A 20,668-nucleotide genomic window follows, 5' to 3' on the forward strand; every position below is an offset into this window, starting at 1 on the left:
TATTTATCGTATGGCTAATCGTCGGCAATATAAAATTTCTGGAAGTGAAGGGGAAGTTAAGTCCAATTTTTCAGTTGAGCAGAAAGAATACATCGAAACACTTGAAAATACTGTTAATTACTTGAAAAATGAAATTGAGAGACTTAAATCTGATACCAATAATGTTGAGGTCTATCAAAAATATCACTATTTTCAGAACTTGATAAATTCAGCAATTGACATTTCTTTATCTACATCGGACAAAGAATTTGCTGACAAAACTCATAAATTATTTGTGCAGAATGCATCTGCAATTGAAAGTAATTTCTATTTTTATAATAAAAACAGCGAATTAAAGCCGATTAGTATTTCCGAAACTTCTGCTTTTTTGGATAACTATATTAATCATTTGGAAGAACAAGGCATTTTGGATTGGATTTTCGAACAAAATTGTTTAAAAGTAATACCAAACTTAGATGAAACTGCAATCAAACAAAATTCTATCTTTATTTTTCCTATTGCTCGAAATGAAAAGCGTTTTGGAGTTTTTCTCGCAAGCACAATACTTCACCACGATGCTATTGAAGACGAATTGTTATCTGTTTTTCAAAACACCTTATTAATAATATCTACAGCATTATTGAATTTAATATTATTAAAGCAAATTGAGGACATTTCTAATAAGTTTAATGTATTAAATCATCAATTGCTGAATACCTCGATTTTAATGTCTGTAGGTGAAATTTCGGGTGTTGTTGCACGCGAGATGGATAGTCCCATTAATATTATTCAAGCTAATGTTGATTTAATTACTCGATCGATTGGGAATATTGAACGTCGTGCTGAAATTATTCAAACAAATATTAAACGTATTGAATATCTGAATAGTTTTATTAAGAACTTGATTAATACTGGTGAATCCAAAGAGATCATTAATTTGCAAGAATTGATAAAAGAGACAATTTCAATTCTACAATATCAAATTGAAAATAAAGATGTTAAAATTATTGCTTCTTTTGACACTGATAATATATTTTGCGAATGTTATCGCAACCAAATCCAACACGTTCTGCTAAATATTTTGCTAAATGCTCGTGATGCTATGCCTAATGGTGGTTCAATAACTATTGGTTGTTTCAAGCAAAGCGATAAGAAAGTATCAATTAGTATTGCTGACACTGGAGAAGGTATTTCAGAAGAAGACTTCCAAAATATTTTTGAACCTCATTTTACTAATAAATCGGGTTCTGAAAAACTCGCAATCAATCTTTATATTTCAAAACTTATTATTGATAACCATAAAGGACGAATTTCATTTGCTTCTGAGCTGGGAAAAGGCACTACTTTCAAGATTGTATTACCTATCGCAAGAACTGAGTGAAAATTAATTACAAAATATTGATTTTTGTTTTTTCTTTGTTTTTTTGCGGGAATGTTCTTTTTTCGCAACAAATGTTGAGAAATATTTCTATCGATAATAAAAATAATGTCTTTCTATTTTTCAGGAATTATCCAATAAACTTTAAATCCAATTTGTCTGACGACAAAATGAAAATTATTCTCAACCTTAATAATTGTCTTGTTGCTGATTCTGTTCGTATGAAACAAGGGAAAGGCATTATTAATGACGTTTACGTTAATTCACAAAAAAATGGAATAACAGTATATGTTTCCTTAAATGAACAAACAGGATATACTGCTGTTTCGTTGCCTTTTACACGTTCAATACTTGTTGAAACTTTCCGTTGGGTTCAATTAACACCATCAGAAGATACACTTCGGCAAGGGTTACTTGCGTTAGAAGATAATATTACGGAGGTTGCTCAACGGTTGTTGTTTGCTGCTAGTGTTCGTCAAGAGCCGTTAGCTGCATTTCACCTTGGACTTCTGTATTTACAACAAGGTAAAATTAATTCTGCTTTGCACAACTTACGTTTTGCTGGGCTTCACGGAGTGGATATCCCTGATTTATATGCTGCTCTATCGCAAATCTATTCGATAAAAGACCAATTAGATAGTGCTTCGAAGTATGCTAAATTATTTCAATCTAAAACTGGGTTTTCTTATTCTCCCAAAATTCCGATTGCAAACATTATTGAAACTGACACAATTTGTTTGGAACCTGTTTCACATTTAAAGTTGGTTCCCAGAGTTTCTCAAGATACCTTATCGACAAAAGATACTAGTGAATTAGCAAAGAAATTTGAAGCTATATTGAAAGATACAGTTAAAACTGAGGATGAGATTCCCGCAATATATAAACAAATTCTTACATACATTGGTGGTGTAGCTGCAGGATTAATCTTGCTAATAGTATACTTGTATCTTCGTTGGCGGCAGAAAAAGCAGAAAGAAGTTATGAACAAATCACGCCAGCCAAAAAATAAAAACACTTCCGCAAAAACAGAACAAAAGAAAAATAATGACATCACAGCTAAATTAATGGCAGCACGTGCTTACTCAAAGTCGCAAAAAAATACTATTGATGAAAAAAAGCAAGAAAAAACTGAATTAAAGACTGAAAATATTAAATTTGAAGATAAGCAAAAAGCAATTGAAAATATTATTGAAGAAATACGTTCCGAACAAGCTGAAAAAGAGACAGATACTCAAATTAGTGATATTGAACCGATCCCTCAGCCCAAGAAAGTTGTTCCCGCAAAATTTGAAATTGCTATGAATCTTGTTGAAGAGCAAAGAAAAATAAAACAGAAGAATATTGAGAAGCTCGGGAAAGAATTTATCATCGAAACATCAAGATTAAATGAAATTGCTCGTTCGCTTGGAATCGAAAAAGGAAGTTTAGAAACTCGTAAAGCAATTGAAAATATCGAAAAAGATCCAGAAAGAATGCAAAAATTACTCGAACAATTCAAAAAAGATTAGCGATTATAATGTCGTTCTCCGAAAATTGCTGTTCCAATACGCACCATTGTAGCTCCCTCTTCAATTGCAATTTCATAATCGTGACTCATTCCCATAGATAGTTCATTCAAGTTTAAACCAAGTTTATCGTTGATTTCTTCTAATTTACTTCTGAGTAATCTAAACTCTTTTCTAATAATTGTCTCATCATCAGAAAATGTGCCGATAGTCATAAGCCCTTTGAGCTTGACGTTTGGCAATGAAGAAACTTTCTTAGCAAGAGTTATTGCTTCATCGGGCTCGCAGCCAAATTTTGAAATTTCTCCGGAAGTATTAATTTGCAACAGAATATCAATTGTTCGATTGTTCTTTTCTGCTTGACGAGAAATTTCAGAAGCTAATTTTTCGCTATCAACCGAATGAATTAAAGATACGAACGGAGCAATATATTTAACTTTGTTGGTTTGTAAGTGTCCAATGAAGTGCCATTCAGGGAAAATACCTTTTTTTGACAAAAGAGATTGCTTCTCTACTAACTCCTGAACATAATTTTCACCAAAAATCGTTGCTCCACCGTAGAATGCAGCAGAAATTGCTTCAATTGACTGTGTTTTGCTTACAGCAATAATTTTAATTTTTTCTACATTTCTAGAAAATTTTTTCGCTGCTTGTTCGATATTACTTTTAATTAATGAAATGTTTTGTTTTATATTTTCATTATTCATAATTTCACCTATGCTTTTTTGACAAAAATAGTAATTCAATTTGAGATAATCAATTTAAATGGAAACTCTATTAGGAATAGACTTATATTTGTTCAAATTGTTCAATCAAGCCTTTGTCAACCCAGTTTTTGATGTGATAATGCCAATTCTCACAAAGGAAAAGAATTTATTGCCTGTGTATGCTATTGCTCTGTTTATACTGATATGGAGAGGTGGACGTCGCGGACAAATTGTTGCATTGCTTTTAATTATTACCATTGTGATATCTGACCAGTTGAGCAGCACTGTTATCAAAAATCTTGTTGAAAGATGGCGACCTTGCCACGAACTAATTGATGTTCGATTATTAGTTAGCTGTGGTAGCGGCAAGTCGTTTCCTTCCTCTCACGCAGTTAATAATTTTGCAGCAGCGATTTTGTTGTCTGGATTTTTCAAACGATATTGGTATATTTTTATTTCAATTGCTGTAATTATTGCATATACACGAGTTTACTGTGGGGTGCACTATCCATCAGATGTGCTCGCTGGTGCATTGATCGGTTCTATGATTGGCTACCTGTGTTATAGATTATTTCTTATGGTAAAAAATAAATTTAATATTGTTTTTTAGCGTTTTTTTCTTATATTAACTCGTGAGATTACTTTCTGATTGTAGATATTTTGTAGTATTTAGGAGATTATTTATAATAGTATTATTATCAAATATGTGATTTTATTAATGGGAAAAGATGTTTATTGATTTTCTTTACTTTTTTTATTTTGTCATAAATTATTTTACCATAGTATTTTTAACAATATAAAAGGTTCTTTATGTTTAATTTTTTCAAACGATTTTATTTAATATTAGCAATTGCTTTGGGTGCTGCTTCATTTGCAAGTGCGCAAGTGATGATTGATGGCATTCAATACAGCAATCTAAAAGCAGCTTTCGATGCTATTAATGCTGGTACGCATCAGGGCAATATCAATGTCGAGATTATCGGCAATACAACTGAAACAGCTACAGCTGTTCTTAATGCCTCTGGTGTGGGTGCTGCTAATTACACACAAGTTTTCATTTATCCTACTACTACTGCAACAATTACAAGTAGTGTACAATACGGTATTATCGAATTGCAGGATGCCGATTTTGTTACTATTGATGGCCGTATTAATATGGCTGGTTCCACACCTGCACTTACAATTCAAAGTACGGCTACTTCTAATGGCGTTTGCGTAAGATTGACTAAGTCAGCATCTGGCGATGGTCCTAAAAATAACACTATTCAATATGTTAATTTTGTTGGTGCATCTGCCACTGCTTCAACTATCTACGGTATTCTTGCAGGTGCAATGGGTACTACTTTGACTACAGGAGCAACTGGTATTGACAACTTAACAATCCAATACAATAATTTCCGCACATTATACTACGGTATTCGTATTAATGGGATAAGCGGTGGTCTTGCTCAAAATGCAAATATATCAAACAATAATTTTGGAAATAACGCTACGGTGGGTAACGGGCTTTATTATTCAATTTATTTAAGTTATTGTTCTGCTCCGAATGTTAGTGGTAACATTTTCAATGTCAATACGGCATCCGCACAATACGGCATTTACCTCTCATATTCTTCAAATGCTGTTATAACAAATAATACATTAGAAAACAGTGTTACTACTGGTAGTAATTCATATTATCCTATGTATTTTACATCCTCTACTGGTGCAACAGTTTCAAATAATACTATTAAAAACATTACCAGTTCTTCTTATTTTTATGGTATCTATTTTACAAGCTCAAGTGGCAACTTCAATGTATCAAACAACTTAATTGAAAACTGTGCTGGTTCTACTTTCTATGGTATCTATGCTAGCTCAAGTTCCGGAAATACTTTTAACAATATTATAAGAAGTTGCAATACTTCATCAACTACTTATGGAATTTATTATTCTTCAAGTGCTAATAGTAATATTTCTAATAATACTATTTCAAATATTAATTCAACAAGCACTTGCGGAGGTATTTATCTTTCTAGTTCGGGTACATCAAATGTTTCTCAAAATACAATTAGTAATATTACTGGTGGTGGTGATGTTCGAGGAATATATTCATCCGGTTCTGCAAGCGTAAATTTCAACAGCAATATTATTAAAAATATTACTTCTACTTCAACATCAACTTCCAGTCAAGCTGAAGGAATTTGGATTGGTGGAACTAGTCCAAATAACTGTATTCTTGTTAATAATGAAATTGCGGGTGTTTTCGATAATTCGAATAAAACTACTGTATCTTACGCACTTGCTGGAATTAGAATTGTTGCTGGAACAGGACATCAAATTTATCACAATAGTGTGAATTTGTTTGGCACAGCAACTGCTACAAATGCTGCAGCAAACTTATCAGCAGCCTTATTTATTACATCTACATCAACTAATGGTTTGGACATACGTAATAATATTTTTGTGAACTCAAGAGAAGGTTACACCGGTTCAAAAGCGTATGCTATTTATTTGGCTGGCACTGGCAACTTGACAAGCTCCACGATTAATTATAATGATTATTACGTCTCTGGCTCTCAGGCAGTTTTGGGATTTGTGGGTAACGATTGTGTTTCGCTCAACGATTGGCAGGCAGTCGTTACTCAAGACTTAAATTCTGTAACACTTAATCCATTGTTTAATTCTAATATTAAGTTAATACCTTTTACTGGTTCACCAGTAGTTGGATTAGGTACTCCAATAGCAACAGTTACAACCGACATACTTGGTAATGCACGTTCAGCGACGGCACCAACTTTAGGTGCTTATGAACAAGCGGGTGATTTTGTTCCTCCAACAATTACATTTACACCACTTGGTAATACTGCATTGCTTACAAATAGAACATTATCTGCTGTTATTACAGACTTAAGTGGTATCAATGCAGGGAACTTACCACGTATTTATTACAGAAAAACAACTAACGCTAACACATTTATTGATAACACAAATACAACAGATGGATGGAAATACTCTATAGCTAATCCTGGCGGACCCGATGAATACATCTTTACTATTGATAATTCATTGATTTATGGTGGCGTCCAGGCAGGTGATGTTATTCAATACTTTATCGTTGCTCAGGATGCTTCTGCAAATGCTCTATTGAGGGTTTCCAGCGGTACTTTTGCTACAGCTCCAACATCTACTGATTTAACTGCCGCTAACTTTCCAATAACTGGTGTGTCTACAAGTTATAATATTTCTTTTGCTTTAAGTGGCACATATCAAGTTGGTGATGGGCAAACTTTTACAACATTAACTGGCACAAATGGCTTCTTTGCTATGTTAAACAATAATGTTGTAACCGGAAACGTAACTGTTGAAATTGTTTCTGATATTAGTGAGCCTGGCACAGTAACACTTAATCAACAGATCGAAGAAGGTGGTGGCGGATTTACTATCACGATTAAACCTGTTGGTGCTCCACGCACATTAACATTCAATAAATCCGGCTCTTGCATTGTTATTAATCAAGCTGATAGGATTACAATCGATGGTTTATTAAATAACCAGAATGGTTTAACAATCATTAACATCAATCCAGCTACAAGTTCCAATAACATTGAAATTATAGGAAGTGCTACAAATGGTGCAACTGATATTACATTGAAAAACCTAAATATTATCGGTACAGTTGGCACTGGCTCTAGTGTGTATGGTATTCTACTCCGCGATGCTTCTGGTGCAGCAAATAATAATTCTACCAGTCATAATGTAAATATTCTTAATAACAATATTAAAAAAGCATACCATGGTATTAGAATACTTGGTAGTGGGTTAAATGGAGTGCAAATTATAGGGAACAAAATTGGTGACATTGTTGACACAATGACAGTTCGTGTCCGAGGCATTATTCTAAACGGTTGTAATGCTCCAATAATAAGAAATAATGAAATTTTTAACCTTGTTTTGAGCACGAGCCCGAATTTAGCAGCTATCGAGCTTGCTGCTGGTAATATTCCAAATCCTGTTATTGAAGGCAATATTATTAGAGATATGGCTAATACTTCTACTAGTGGTTATGGTGCTTGGGGAATAAATATTGCTGCAAATGTAACAAATGCAACAATTGCAAATAATATGATATCAAATCTCTACTCATTTGGTTGGAATAACACAAGCACATCTGATAACGATTTTGCAATTCGTATTGCTGCTTCATCCGATGGAGTAAATATTTATCATAATACAATAAATATGGCAGGGACAATCCAGACAAACACGCAAACACCACGTAATGCTGCTGTTTTTGTAACTACAAATACTGTTAAAAACGTAAAAATCAGGAATAATATAATCATTAACTCAACTCAGCATGTTGCAGCTGCTGCTCAAGCTGTAATTTATTGGCTTAATTTTACATATCATGACTCGCTTGGCTATTATGTAGACTACAACCATTACTTTAATGGTGGCAATAAGCCTGTTTTCGCAGTTTTAGGCTCCTCGACTTATTCTACATTCGATGCTTATAAGACTGCTGTGGCTCCTTTAGGTTTCGACCAGAATTCAACATATGGTAGCTTGAACTTTATTGCACATAACAATCCTATTGTTCAAGGTACATCTTTACTTGATTTAACGTTACGCAAGCCATTATTCACCGGTATGCCTGCTTTGGATATCCACGGTGAAACTCGTACAGAAATCAATAACCTTGCTGGTGCAGACATTGCTAATCCATCAGCTATCACAGTTCAAACAGATCTGCCTGCTCTTACAAAGAAAGGCTCCAATGCTACATTTGAATTAACATTTGTTCCTGCCATAACTGCTTTTGCTGATGGTCTTACTCGTTCTGTTCCTGAAGGGCATTATCCTGGTTTCACATATCAATGGTTATTTAACAATAATCCGATAACAAGTGGAGTAAACGATATAACTCTCAACAATAATATATTATTCATTTCACAGACAAATCCAACGCATGCTGGAACATATAAAGCAATTGTTAGCTACGGTGCGATTTCTGCTCAAACTGGAAATAGTGTTCTTGAAATTGAAACACTCGAACCAGAATTACTATCACCTGCAAATAATTCAACTGATCACCCAATTGAAGAAGTTACATTGACTTGGGTGCCAGCTCTTGATGCAACAGCATACATTTTGCAGGTTTCTACAGATCCAAACTTCAATACAATCCTTGTTCAAGTTGATACTACAGGAACATCTTATAAACTAACTAACTTGCAATATTATACTGATTACTATTGGCGCGTTAAAGGATATAATTCGCAAAATCAAAGTGCATTTACAACACCTTGGAAATTCACTACTCGTCCAGCAATTTATCCTGTAGCTCTTGTTTTACCTGAAAATAATGCTCAAAACTTACCAATACAAAGTACATTCTCTTGGAATTCGAACGTTGATGCTACTGAGTATGAAATACAAATTGCAACTGATGCAAGCTTCACTAATGTTTTCTACACAACAATCACTACAAACCTGAGTGTAACTGTAGATATGCAATATGAAACTAATTACTGGTGGCGTGTACGTGGGAAAAATCCAAATTATACAGGTCTTTGGTCAGAAACACGTACTTTTGCCACACGTCCGGCAATATTCCCTGTCGTGTTACTTACACCTGCAAATAATGCTACTGGTATGAACATAAACGTAACATTTACCTGGCAAAACAATGTTGATGCAACTGGTTACATTCTTGAAATTTATTCTGATTCTCTTATTACAAAAGTAGGTGAAATAAATACAAGTAGTTTATCTCACACTTATTATGGCTTGGACTTCAATCAATCATATTGGTGGAGAGTACGAGCATATAATGCTCAATATCAGAGTGCCTGGAGCCAAGTTCGTAATTTTACAACTGCTGCAACACCTCTTGCTCAGATTACTATTGGAACCGGAACAAGTGGACAGTCATATCCATTGGATAGATACTATAAAATGAGCGCCTCAGAGGCTATTTATCTATCATCTGAAATTGGCATGCCAGCTACTATTACTTCTATTGCATACAATAAAGTTAGTGGAACAGATGTTAATCCTATTGGACCTGTTTCTATATTTATGAAACACACAACTGATAACTCACTTGCTACAGGTACTTATGATACTACTACTTTTACTCGAGTATATCACGGCAGTTTCCCGAACAATGCGACTTCAGGTTGGATGCAAGTGAATTTGTCCACACCTTTTGCATATAATGGAACAAATAATCTTGCTGTTCTTGTTGTTAAACATTATCAAGATTGGATTTCGGCTTATCCAAATTATGCTTATACGACAGTTACTCCTAATCGCCATCGTGCAGCTCGCGATGACAATAATATGCCTACTTCTTTAACAGCAAGTAGCAGTTTACCTAATGTTCGTTTTGGTTTTTCAGTGCAACCTTTGTCAACTCCTGTGCTTGTTTCGCCAGCAAATAATGCTGTCGATGTGCTTGCAAACGTTACATTCACTTGGCAAACCGTGAGCGATGCCTTAATGTATCGCATTCAAGTTGCAACTGATGTTAACTTCACAAATATTGTTGAAAGCAAGGTCGTATCAACTAATTCAGCAACTATACAACTTGGTTATACTACAACTTACTACTGGCGTGTAAGAGCAATTAATGCAATAAATGTATCACCTTGGAGTGAAACTCGTTCATTTACAACTGCACCATATGTATTAATGGGGACTTACTACATTGGTGACGCAGAAAATGCTCATTTCCCAACATTTACTGCTTTCTTCAACGAAATAAACAATAACGGTGCATTAGTAGGTGGCGACGTTACACTTGTTGCAGTTTCTGATATTACTGAGCCTGCTCAGGTTAATATTCCTGAGTTTCCAGAATACTTCGGTACTGGTCACTCAATTACAATTACTACTGATAATGTTGCATTAAGAACAGTTTCTGCAAACGTACCTGATGGTGCAGTATTCAAATTATTGGGTGCTGATAGAATTGAATTCAACGGTGGCAATCATAATTTGAAGATTATTAACACTGCAACTACAAATGGTGTTGCAATTTGGCTTGCTTCTACAAATACTGATGCGGCCGGTGCTGAAAATATTGAAATTGAGAATACTATTTTAGCCACTGCGACTGAAGATATTAACTTATATAATACTGCAGGTATTTTCTCAGGTGCTTCAACTACAATTGGTGCAACTCCAATTGCTCCGAACAATAATGTTGTTATTGAAAACAATATATTCTATAACGCAAAACGTGGTTTTCTTTTCCAGGGGCATGTTGCTAACCGACCTACAGGTATTGAAATAAAAGATAACATATTCGGTGATGAAGAGTTCGATGGGTTGTTATACAATGGCTTTGAACTATATAGTTTAAATGCACCTATTGTTGAAAACAACACTGTTATTAATCCTCAAAACATTGGTATAGTAATTAACTCAGCAAACAATGCTCTTGTTAAAGATAATGAAATCTTTACTTCTAAACCTGAGCTATATCCTGGTGCTCAATACGGTATAAACCTTGTTAGCTCTGCTAATGCCGTTGTTGAACATAATATTATTAAACACTTCCGTTTATACGGTATTTTCGTTCAAACAAGTGCAAATGCCCAAATATTGAAAAACTCAATTACTAATGCTGGTTTGTTGAACAATAACATTGCAAACGTAAGCGGTATATTTATTTCAACAGGTGCTAATCAAGGCTTAACTGTAAAAGGCAATAAGATATTCGATTTGAACAGCACATTATTTACCGCTGCTGCTAATGGAAGTGCATATGGTATTAACATAAGTGGTAATGCAGTCAATAGTGCATCAACTCCAATTATTATTGAAAACAATATGATTTGGGGTATTTCCGGATATGGCAGCGTAAATCCAACTTATGTTCAAAATAACCCTTATGCTATTCTTATTAGTAATGGTCGTTACATAAACATTTATAACAATACTGTGCTTATGAATGGAATGCTTCATAGCGGAGTAGGCTATTCTGGTGTTCTGTTTGTAAGTAATGCTGCAGTTCAGGATGTTGATGTAAGAAATAACCTTTTTGTAAATAAGACTTCAGCATCAACTGCTCAAAACTATATCTATTATGTTCACAGTGCAAATGTATTCAATAATTTAGACCATAATATCTACCAGTTAGCAGGTTCATCAAACTTGAGAATCGGTTATACAATCAACAATACAACTGTACATACTTCACTTTCGGCTTGGCAGACAGCAACCTCAAAAGATGCAAATGCTAAAATGAAAGTTGTTCCATTCCAAACTAGTATGCCATTTGTTACTTATGCAGTATTGTCAGATCCTGATTTCATCAGTCCTTCACTTTTGACAACTACAGATATTTATGGAGTAGCAAGAAATAGTACCAATAACATTAAAGGGGCAAACATCCCAGAAAATAATGATGTTGCTGCTCGCTTTATTGTATTCAGTAATATCGGCACAACTTCATTAAATGCTTCCTGGATAAATGGTAATGGCCAAGGAAGATTAGTTCTTGTTTCTCCAGACGAACTGTCTTCAAACGATTGGTATGAATTGATCGCAACTTTGAGCAATGATCTTTCAAGCTTTGCTTCTACTGATGGCAATCTTTCAAATGCTGTTGAACTGCGCTATGGTAGCAAACGTGCTTATGTAGTAAAGCATCTTACAGGTTCTGCTCGTACTGTTTCAATTTCTGGATTAATACCTTCGACCCGCTACAATGTATTTGTTGTCGAATACTATACTAATGCTGGTGTTCGTTACAATCCATTTGCCGGTGTGATGAATCCACGCTTTGTTGAAACAGCATTTGATGTTACTCCTCCAACAGTTGCTCCTGCAACAAATGTATCTTTCGATATGTTTACTGCTAACTGGAACTACAACGTATCTCAGCCAATTGATGGATTTGAACTTTGGTTGAATAACGATATTGTTGATGTTGGCAATGCTACTTCTAACGGTTCGTATTTTGCAGACTTATTCGCAACTGCTAATACTCAATATCAATACAAAGTACGTGCTAAACGTGGTTTGGCTGTATCAGAATGGTCGGCAATACAGAACGTTAATACATATCCTGTAAATCCAATTTCAGGTCCAAATGCAGTTTGTATTGGTTCCTCAAATGCTTACACTATTAGTCTCGGTAATGTTTCTGTTGCAAATATTAACTGGACTTCTAACTTAAATGCACAGTTTTTAGCAAATGCAAACGGTGTTAATGCTATTTGGAATGAATTTGGCAATGCTACATTAGTTGCTAATATTACTGATACATATGGTAATACTGGTGCTGCATATTATGCAGTTCTTGTAAATTCGCTACCAATTGTAACTGCACCAGCTGATTTTGAAATTTGTGCATTAGGTACTCCACAAACATTAACCGGTGGATTGCCAGTTGGTGGTACTTACAGTGGTCCTGGTGTTTCCAACGGTGTATTTAATCCATCTGTTGCTGGTGTTGGTGCACATACTATTACTTATACGTACACAGATGCCAATGGCTGCACAAATTCAGCTGAATTTACAATTACAGTTATTAATTCAATTGTAGTTACTGCTCCTAATAATATCGAAGTTTGTATTGATGCAGATCCAATTACTCTATCTGGTGCTACCCCAGTAGGTGGTGTTTATACATTGAATGGTAATCCAGTAACTACATTTAATCCTGCTACTGCTGGTGCTGGTGTTCATACTATTACTTACACTTACACAGATCAATATAATTGCACAAATTCAGCACAGTTTACAATTACAGTAAATCCATTGCCTCAAATTTCTGTTCCACAAGACATTTCCGTATGTGTTGATGCACCAATCTTTACTCTTACAGGTGCTACACCAACAGGTGGAACATACACAATTAATGGCAACGCTGTTACTCAATTCAATCCATCAGTTGCTGGAGTTGGTGAACATACTGTAACTTATACTTATACAGATGAAAATGGATGTACAAACTCGGCTCAATTTACAATTACTGTTAATCCATTACCTACAATCAATGTTCCTAACAACCTCACTAAGTGCATTATTGATGCTCCATTTGCATTAACTGGTGCTGGCGGAACATATTCAGGTAATGGTGTAGCAAATAACATCTTCGATCCAGCAGCAGCTGGTGCAGGCACACACACTATTACTTACACATATACTGACAACAATGGATGTGTTAATTCTGGTACATTCGAAATAACAGTTATTCCTCTTCCAGTAATTACAACTCAACCAACAGATGTTTATGCACAAGAATTCTCTAATGTTACATTAACAGTCGCTACTGCAAATCCAACAAATACTATTCAATGGCAGGTTAAGCCTTATGGTAGCAATGATTGGACTGATATTCCCGGTGCTACATCCAATACATTATCACTTAATTACATTTTGAATAGTATGAACGGGAACCAATACCGTGCATTAGTTACTAGTTGTGCGACAATTGCAAGCAATGTTGCTACACTCTACGTTGTTACTCTGCCAAATCAAGCTACTCAAATCAATTGGATTAACTGGGGTCGTACACAAATTACATTCAACTGGACTAATGGTAATGGTAACGGTCGCATTGTAGTAGCTACTAAACAAGGTAGCTGGCCCGCAATTGCTTTCGTTCCTCAAAATAATGTTTATTATGATGCAGATCCATTATTTGGCAATGCAAGTACTAAACATACAGTTGATGGTAATGATTATTATGTAGTTTACAATGGAACTGGTAATGGACCGGTTACTGTAACAGGTCTTGAACGCTTACAAAATTACACATTCCACGTATTTGAATATAACCAAAACGGTGGAACAATTATTTACAATACTTCTTCTGAGTTATTAGCAAACAACCCACGTACTCGCCAGACTTCGCGTAAAGATGCAGACGAAATTGAAGTTGCAACTTCATTGCAGATTTCTTCTGTAACTCCAAATCCTGCAACAGATAGAATTTCGTTTGTTCTTGATGTTGAAAACGCTGGTTTGTATCGTGTTGAACTTGTAAATGTAATTGGTGAAACAGTTTATGTTAATAACGTGAACTTAAATACAGGTTCTCATAACTTTATGATAGAATTATCAAACGCAACTGGTCAATTGCCAAGTGGCAATTACTTCTTACGAGTTTCTGGAAACGGTGAAACTGCTGTTCATAACGTTGTAATAGTGAAATAATATTACTGAACATAACAATCAAAAGCTGCCTCTCAACTTTGAGAGGCAGCTTTTTTTGTATTTTGTAATGATATTATAAATAAGTTCTTATAATAAAAAAATGATTGTCCCCAAAATATCTCCAACTTGATAAGAATATGTAAAAAAAATAATATGATATGAGAAGATAATGATGATAGATTATTAACAAAAAAAGCCTTGAAAATAGATACTTTCCAAGGCTTTTTTCAGCTCCTGAGGAGGGACTTGAACCCCCGACCCTCTGATTAACAGTCAGATGCTCTAACCAGCTGAGCTACTCAGGAATTATTTCGAAATCAAAGAACAATCATCATTAATGAGGATACAAAATTACGGCATATTTTTTAAAAAAGCAAATATTTTTTCGTAAAAAAGTATTTTTTTTTAATTTTTTTTTATTCTAAATTTGCCGAAAAAACTAAAGGTTCATATTTATGCCTGAAGTAATTTTTAAAGGTAAATCTGTTTTTTATAAGTTTTTTGCTAATCTTCTTTGGGTGGTTGGCATTGTAAATATCTTTTATGGTATTTTTTTGGTTATATTCTCATTGATTGAAAAGGATATAGGACTGGCAGGTCCTTTTATTTTGGTAGGTGCCTTATTTGGGCTGGTGCCTTTTTATTTTGGTCACAAAATGCGTAAAAAATATAAATCATATGATAATTTTGGAGTTCTCCGAAAATATGAACAGCTTGTTTTGCGATGCATAGCAGAAAATGAAAATGTTATTAATGCCGCTACTTTAAGTTTAAAAACAGGTTTATCACTTGCAGAAGCAAATTATGCACTTGAACAACTTACAAAAAACGGCTTTCTGACCCCTGAAATAGATGAAAATGGCTCTGTATATTACGTTTGTTCTCAATTTATTAAAAAATAATAAATATCCTTGCTTAATTAGTACGCTGCTTTTTCTTTATTTTTAAAGAATCTTTTTACTAATTTTTTATTTGAAAAAATTCTTTGTAATATTTTGTAAAAAAAAGAATTTAATAGATCTATCTGTATTTACTCTCAAATTAGGTACTTCAAGTATTAAAGCGAAATTCGCTAATTAATTCTTAGAATCCGATGGAGTAATGATAACAATAGGTTGATGAAGTCGGTAATATTTATTATTTTTGCTTACTATAAAATTATAGGAATAGTTAATCGATGGTAGAAAAAGATATATCTTCAATACGTCATGATTATGGCAAATTCAAGCTTGATGAAAAAACAATTAATAAAAATCCATTCGAACAATTTGAAATTTGGTTCAATCAAGCTCTGGAAGGTGATTTTGCAGATCCAAATGCCTTTGCTTTATCAACTGTAAACGGTGAAGGAAAACCATCCTCGCGAATTCTGTTGCTTAAAGGTTTTGATGAACGTGGCTTTGTTTTTTACACAAACTATGAAAGTAGAAAGGGGCAGGAGTTACAAATAAATCCCAATGCAGCAATGCTGTTTTTCTGGGATAAATTTGAAAGGCAGGTCCGAATTGAAGGAAGAATCGAAAAATTGACTGCTGAAGAATCCAACCAATACTTTCAATCGCGTCCATATACAAGTCGTCTTGGAGCATGGGCTTCCGAGCAAAGCAAAGTATTGAAGTCTCGATTTTCATTAATGAGAAAAGTAGCTATGCTAATGCTTAAATACCCAACAAACGTTCCTCTTCCTCCTCATTGGGGTGGTTACCGACTAATTCCTGAGCAATTCGAATTCTGGCAAGGACGCCCCAGTCGTCTCCACGATCGTTTTCGCTATGCATTATTGCCACAGGGTGATTGGCAAATAGATAGGCTTTATCCATAATCCATAAAGGGATTGCAAATGAAAATCGTTACCTGGAATGTGAATGGTTATAGAGCAATTACAGGGCAGAATAAAAGTATTCGCCTTGATAACGTTTCTTTTGAGAATAATTTGTTTAGTTTTATTGAAGAAGAAAAACCTGATATTATTGGTTTGCAAGAAATAAAAGCAAATCCCGAGCAAATCGCTGACCATCTTAGAGTGCCACCGGGCTATATAGCTTTCTATAATCCCTGTAAAGTAAAAAAAGGGTATAGTGGTGTAGCTCTTTTTTCGAAAATTGAACCCAAAAATGTAAATCTCGAGATTGGTATTCCCAGATTTGATGATGAAGGTAGGATTATAGAAGCTGACTTTGATAAATTTGTTTTATTTAATGTATACTTTCCAAAAGGATATACAGACGACCCACGATTAGACTATAAACTTGAATTTTATGATGCTCTTTTGGGGTATGTGAAACAAATTTTGGCGAAAGGTCGTTCAGTTATTATTATGGGTGACTTTAATACTGCACGAACAGAAATTGATCTTGCTAATCCAAAAGAAAATGAAAACACTTCTGGATTTTTAAAAATTGAACGTGATAAAATGGAAGAGTATTTCGAGGCTGGTTTTACTGATGCATTCCGGTTGTTTATCAAAGAAGGTGGACATTATACCTGGTGGAGCAATCGAGCCAATTCTCGCAAAAGAAATATTGGCTGGAGAATAGATTATCATCTTATTTCAAATGATTTAGTTCCATTTGTAAAGAATGCTCGCCAGTTACCGCAAATTTTAGGTTCTGATCATTGCCCGGTTGTTTTAGAACTAAATTTCTAATTTTTTTTGAAACATTGTTTGTGTTCGTTACGTATATCAAATAGAATACGTGATAAGGAATATTGTTATGACAAAAAAATTATATCGCTCATATATTGATAAAAAAATTGCCGGAGTGTGCGGAGGAATTGCCGAGTATTTTGATATTGATCCAGTGCTTGTTCGTGCCTTATTTATTATTACGACAATTTCTTATGCAGTAGGTTTTATTGCATACATTATATTTTGGATTATTGTACCTGAACGTCCTAAACCAATTTTTTCGAATGATTTTATTCCAGTTACTGAGGCAGAAGACTTGTCGGAAATTAATTCGAACAAACCTCAAAGTCGAACTGTATTTGGAATTATTCTTATTGCGATAGGGTTATTGTTTTTTGTTAATGAATTTATTCCAATTTGGGATAGTGGTATCTTTTTTTCAATCATCCTAATAATTATTGGTGTTTTATTATTGTTTTCTAAGAAAAGTTAAAATCAGTTATGGGAAAATCAAGTATATTGTTGGGAACTTTCTTTATTTCATTAGGATTGATTAGTATAATTAATAATTATGTAATTCCAATAAGTTTCAACTTTACGAATTATGTATGGCAATTTTTTCTTGTATTTTTAGGGATTAGTTTTTTCAAAGTATCTGAAAGAGTAAAAATCCTATTGATGATATTATCAGGAATAATAGCTGGATATTATTTTTATGGTATCTTTGCAGATGCAAGTCATAAATGTAATTATGTAGATACGGTAAATTTTTTGACGCTTCAAATTCCAATAAACTATTTTTAGAGACCACACTAATTAGATTCCTCATATTGTTTTGGAAATATATATATTTTTAGTATATTAATTTTTTAATATTTATATGATGATTTATTGTGAACAACGAAATAAACAAAATAGCAATTCTTACATTAGGCTGTAATAAAAATTTAGTTGATAGCGAACGTCTTGCAGGAATTTTGGATGGTAAGCAGTTTGAATTAACGAATAATCTGAATGAAGCGGATGCAGTAATAATTAATACTTGTGGTTTTATTAAGCCCGCCAAAGAAGAAAGCATACAATTAATTCTTCAGATGGCTGAATTACGCCGTAGAAATAAAATAAAAAAACTCGTTGTGTTTGGTTGTCTCACTCAACGCTACCCTGATTTGAAAAATCAAATATTGCAAATTGATGAAGTTTTTGGTATTGAACCCTATAAACAAATTGTTGCTTCTTTTGGGAAAAAATTCGTATCTGATTATAGCCGCCTTTTGATGACACCACCGCATTACAGTTATCTGAAGATTTCAGAGGGATGCAACCATCGTTGTTCATTTTGTGCGATACCGTTAATTAAAGGGAAATATCGTTCCCGAGATATTGAAGAAATATTAAAAGAAGCAAAAGATTTATCGAAACAAGGTGTTCAGGAACTAAATATTATTGCTCAGGATACAACTTATTACGGAAAAGATATTTATGGAACATATAAATTGCCAATTTTGATCAATAATTTAGCAGAAAATTTTGAATTTAAATGGATTCGTCTTCTTTACACATATCCAACAAATTTTCCGAAAGAAGTTTTGAAAGTAATAGCTCAACACGAAAATATATGTAAATATATTGATTTGCCCTTGCAGCATATTTCAAATAACGTGCTCCATTCTATGAAGCGAAGAGCCACAAAAGAGAATATTATTGATCTAATCAAAGAAATTAGGGATACTGTTCCCAATGTGGCTATTCGGACAACTTTTATTGTAGGTTATCCCACAGAAACAGAGCAAGATTTCGAAGAACTATATAGATTTGTTGAGGAACAACGATTTGAAAGGCTTGGAGTGTTTGCCTATTCACCAGAAGAGGGAACAACAGCTTATCCACTTGGCGATCCAGTTTCACAAAAAGTTAAGGATGAAAGGTTAGATAAAATTATGCGATTACAGCAGCAAATCTCGCTTGAACGTAATAAATCGTTTATTGGCAAAACAATTGAAGTAATTATCGATGATGACGAGAATAAGAAATTTTATATTGGTAGAACTCAATTCGATGCACCTGAGATTGACAATGGTGTTATAATAAAATCCAATAAAAAGTTTTTGCCGGGTGTGATTATTAAAGCAAAAGTTTTTCGTGCGGAAGAATATGATTTACACGTTGAATATCCAGCAAATTAGCGAACTTTGAAGGTTGCCATAGTTATTATCGCAAGCATTACGGCAATTATATAAAAACGTGTAACTATTTTTGATTCGTGTATTCCACATTTTTCAAAATGATGATGTAAGGGAGCAATTTTGAACAATCTTCGACCTTCGCCGTATTTCTTTTTTGTATATTTAAAATAAGATACTTGAATTATTACAGATAAAGTTTCTGCAAAAAATATTCCACCAACAATAGGTAAAAGAAACTCTTTTTTTAACAAAATACACATACCTCCTAATGCCCCACCAAGCGCGAGTGAGCCTGTATCACCCATAAATACCTGAGCCGGATAAGAATTAAACCATAGAAATCCTAAGGCTGCACCAATAATAGAGGCTGCGAAAATTGTAATTTCGCCGCTACCCGGCAAATACATTATGTTTAAATATTTGGCAAAGGTTGCATTACCAGAAATATATGCAATTAATGCAAGTGCAAACACTGAAATTCCAACAGTTCCTATTGCTAATCCATCTAAACCATCTGTTAAATTTACTGCATTTGAAGTTGCTGTCATTACAAAAATAACCATTGGAATATATAATAATCCAAAGTCAAAATTGATATTTTTTGAAAATGGAATTGTAGTCAGTGTATTGTATTTATCAAATGATGAGGAAAACAATTCTGGGAAAAAATATATAGTTGTTCCAATAATTAGTCCGATTGAAACTTGTCCAACAATTTTGTATCTGCCAATTAATCCATTTGGGAATTTTTTTACAACTTTGAGATAATCATCAATAAATCCAACAATTCCTAACCATATTGTTGTGAGGAGGATAAGAATAACAAACATATTTGAAACATTTGCCCAAAGTATAGTAGGGAGTAGGACTGCAAGCAATACAATTAAGCCTCCCATTGTAGGAGTGCCAGCTTTTAGCGAATGATTTCCAACTGTAGCAAGTTCTCTTTTGGCTTGTTCGCCAAGTTGATTTTTCCGAAGCTTATTAATAATTTTAGGTCCAAAGTAGAAGCAAATAATTAAAGCAGTAATTGCTGCTGCTGCTGAACGGAAAGTAATATATTGAAATAATCCAATTCCTGGTATGTCAAAATGATTTTTTAATAAAAATGATAAAAAATAAAACAT

At 34.0% G+C, this 20,668-nt stretch carries 12 protein-coding genes and 1 tRNA gene; 10 read left to right on the forward strand and 3 right to left on the reverse strand.

Translation table 11 applies throughout. The features are described 5' to 3' along the window. Positions 1–10: 10 nt before the first annotated feature. Together ACY2LT_RS02280 and ACY2LT_RS02285 are read left to right on the forward strand one after the other, a co-directional pair. Positions 11–1,360, forward strand: a complete 1,350-nt coding sequence (locus tag ACY2LT_RS02280) for a sensor histidine kinase (RefSeq protein ID WP_491816088.1) — start codon at positions 11–13, stop codon at positions 1,358–1,360. A 167-nt stretch (positions 1,361–1,527) separates the two neighbouring features. After that, the gene (locus tag ACY2LT_RS02285; protein WP_491816089.1) at positions 1,528–2,865 is read left to right on the forward strand and encodes a hypothetical protein; all 1,338 of its coding nucleotides are present in this window, start codon (positions 1,528–1,530) and stop codon (positions 2,863–2,865) included. Here the strand turns inward: ACY2LT_RS02285 and ACY2LT_RS02290 are convergent. After that, positions 2,862–3,569, reverse strand: coding sequence for a YggS family pyridoxal phosphate-dependent enzyme (locus tag ACY2LT_RS02290; RefSeq protein ID WP_491816090.1), 708 nt, complete (start codon positions 3,567–3,569; stop codon positions 2,862–2,864). The two genes, ACY2LT_RS02285 and ACY2LT_RS02290, sit on opposite strands and share 4 nt — an antisense overlap. Before the next feature lie 58 nt (positions 3,570–3,627). Between ACY2LT_RS02290 and ACY2LT_RS02295 the strand changes: the two genes are divergently transcribed. After that, the gene (locus tag ACY2LT_RS02295; RefSeq protein WP_491816091.1) at positions 3,628–4,179 is read left to right on the forward strand and encodes a phosphatase PAP2 family protein; all 552 of its coding nucleotides are present in this window, start codon (positions 3,628–3,630) and stop codon (positions 4,177–4,179) included. A gap of 200 nt (positions 4,180–4,379) precedes the next feature. Next, a complete protein-coding gene (locus ACY2LT_RS02300; protein ID WP_491816093.1) occupies positions 4,380–14,726 on the forward strand; it encodes a right-handed parallel beta-helix repeat-containing protein in 10,347 nt (3,448 codons plus the stop codon). A 231-nt stretch (positions 14,727–14,957) separates the two neighbouring features. Here ACY2LT_RS02300 and ACY2LT_RS02305 read toward each other — a convergent pair. Then, a tRNA-Asn gene (locus ACY2LT_RS02305) sits at positions 14,958–15,031 on the reverse strand. Between the two features lie 150 nt (positions 15,032–15,181). Between ACY2LT_RS02305 and ACY2LT_RS02310 the strand changes: the two genes are divergently transcribed. The 6 genes from ACY2LT_RS02310 to rimO all read left to right on the forward strand — a co-directional run bounded on the left by ACY2LT_RS02310 (position 15,182) and on the right by rimO (position 19,541). Further along, positions 15,182–15,628: a hypothetical protein gene (locus ACY2LT_RS02310; RefSeq protein WP_491816095.1), complete on the forward strand. Its 447-nt coding sequence runs from the start codon at positions 15,182–15,184 to the stop codon at positions 15,626–15,628. Between the two features lie 275 nt (positions 15,629–15,903). Next, on the forward strand, positions 15,904–16,548 hold the full coding sequence (gene pdxH, locus ACY2LT_RS02315) for a pyridoxamine 5'-phosphate oxidase (RefSeq protein ID WP_491816096.1): 645 nt from the start codon (positions 15,904–15,906) through the stop codon (positions 16,546–16,548). Positions 16,549–16,566: 18 nt separating this feature from the next. Beyond that, the gene (locus ACY2LT_RS02320; protein WP_491816097.1) at positions 16,567–17,373 is read left to right on the forward strand and encodes an exodeoxyribonuclease III; all 807 of its coding nucleotides are present in this window, start codon (positions 16,567–16,569) and stop codon (positions 17,371–17,373) included. A gap of 67 nt (positions 17,374–17,440) precedes the next feature. Continuing rightward, complete coding sequence (locus ACY2LT_RS02325) at positions 17,441–17,848, forward strand: PspC domain-containing protein (protein ID WP_491816099.1); 408 nt, start codon at positions 17,441–17,443, stop codon at positions 17,846–17,848. An 8-nt stretch (positions 17,849–17,856) separates the two neighbouring features. Continuing rightward, on the forward strand, positions 17,857–18,159 hold the full coding sequence (locus ACY2LT_RS02330) for a hypothetical protein (RefSeq protein WP_491816101.1): 303 nt from the start codon (positions 17,857–17,859) through the stop codon (positions 18,157–18,159). Positions 18,160–18,248: 89 nt separating this feature from the next. Further along, positions 18,249–19,541, forward strand: coding sequence for a 30S ribosomal protein S12 methylthiotransferase RimO (rimO, locus tag ACY2LT_RS02335; RefSeq protein WP_491816102.1), 1,293 nt, complete (start codon positions 18,249–18,251; stop codon positions 19,539–19,541). Here rimO and mraY read toward each other — a convergent pair. Next, complete coding sequence (gene mraY / locus ACY2LT_RS02340) at positions 19,538–20,668, reverse strand: phospho-N-acetylmuramoyl-pentapeptide-transferase (RefSeq protein ID WP_491816103.1); 1,131 nt, start codon at positions 20,666–20,668, stop codon at positions 19,538–19,540. The genes rimO and mraY overlap by 4 nt on opposite strands.

The organism is Eximiradius proteiniborus (assembly GCF_058546985.1).

What these genes read in the sequence shown, in the direction of transcription:
- ACY2LT_RS02310 (WP_491816095.1), top strand. Translation starts at nt 15,182, where the DNA reads ATGCCTGAAGTAATTTTTAAAGGTAAATCTGTTTTTTATAAGTTTTTT.
- ACY2LT_RS02295 (WP_491816091.1), top strand. Translation starts at nt 3,628, where the DNA reads ATGGAAACTCTATTAGGAATAGACTTATATTTGTTCAAATTGTTCAAT.
- ACY2LT_RS02300 (WP_491816093.1), top strand. Translation starts at nt 4,380, where the DNA reads ATGTTTAATTTTTTCAAACGATTTTATTTAATATTAGCAATTGCTTTG.
- pdxH (WP_491816096.1), top strand. Translation starts at nt 15,904, where the DNA reads ATGGTAGAAAAAGATATATCTTCAATACGTCATGATTATGGCAAATTC.
- ACY2LT_RS02330 (WP_491816101.1), top strand. Translation starts at nt 17,857, where the DNA reads ATGGGAAAATCAAGTATATTGTTGGGAACTTTCTTTATTTCATTAGGA.
- ACY2LT_RS02290 (WP_491816090.1), bottom strand. Translation starts at nt 3,569, where the DNA reads ATGAATAATGAAAATATAAAACAAAACATTTCATTAATTAAAAGTAAT.
- ACY2LT_RS02280 (WP_491816088.1), top strand. Translation starts at nt 11, where the DNA reads ATGGCTAATCGTCGGCAATATAAAATTTCTGGAAGTGAAGGGGAAGTT.
- mraY (WP_491816103.1), bottom strand. Translation starts at nt 20,668, where the DNA reads ATGTTTTATTTTTTATCATTTTTATTAAAAAATCATTTTGACATACCA.
- ACY2LT_RS02325 (WP_491816099.1), top strand. Translation starts at nt 17,441, where the DNA reads ATGACAAAAAAATTATATCGCTCATATATTGATAAAAAAATTGCCGGA.
- ACY2LT_RS02320 (WP_491816097.1), top strand. Translation starts at nt 16,567, where the DNA reads ATGAAAATCGTTACCTGGAATGTGAATGGTTATAGAGCAATTACAGGG.
- ACY2LT_RS02285 (WP_491816089.1), top strand. Translation starts at nt 1,528, where the DNA reads ATGAAAATTATTCTCAACCTTAATAATTGTCTTGTTGCTGATTCTGTT.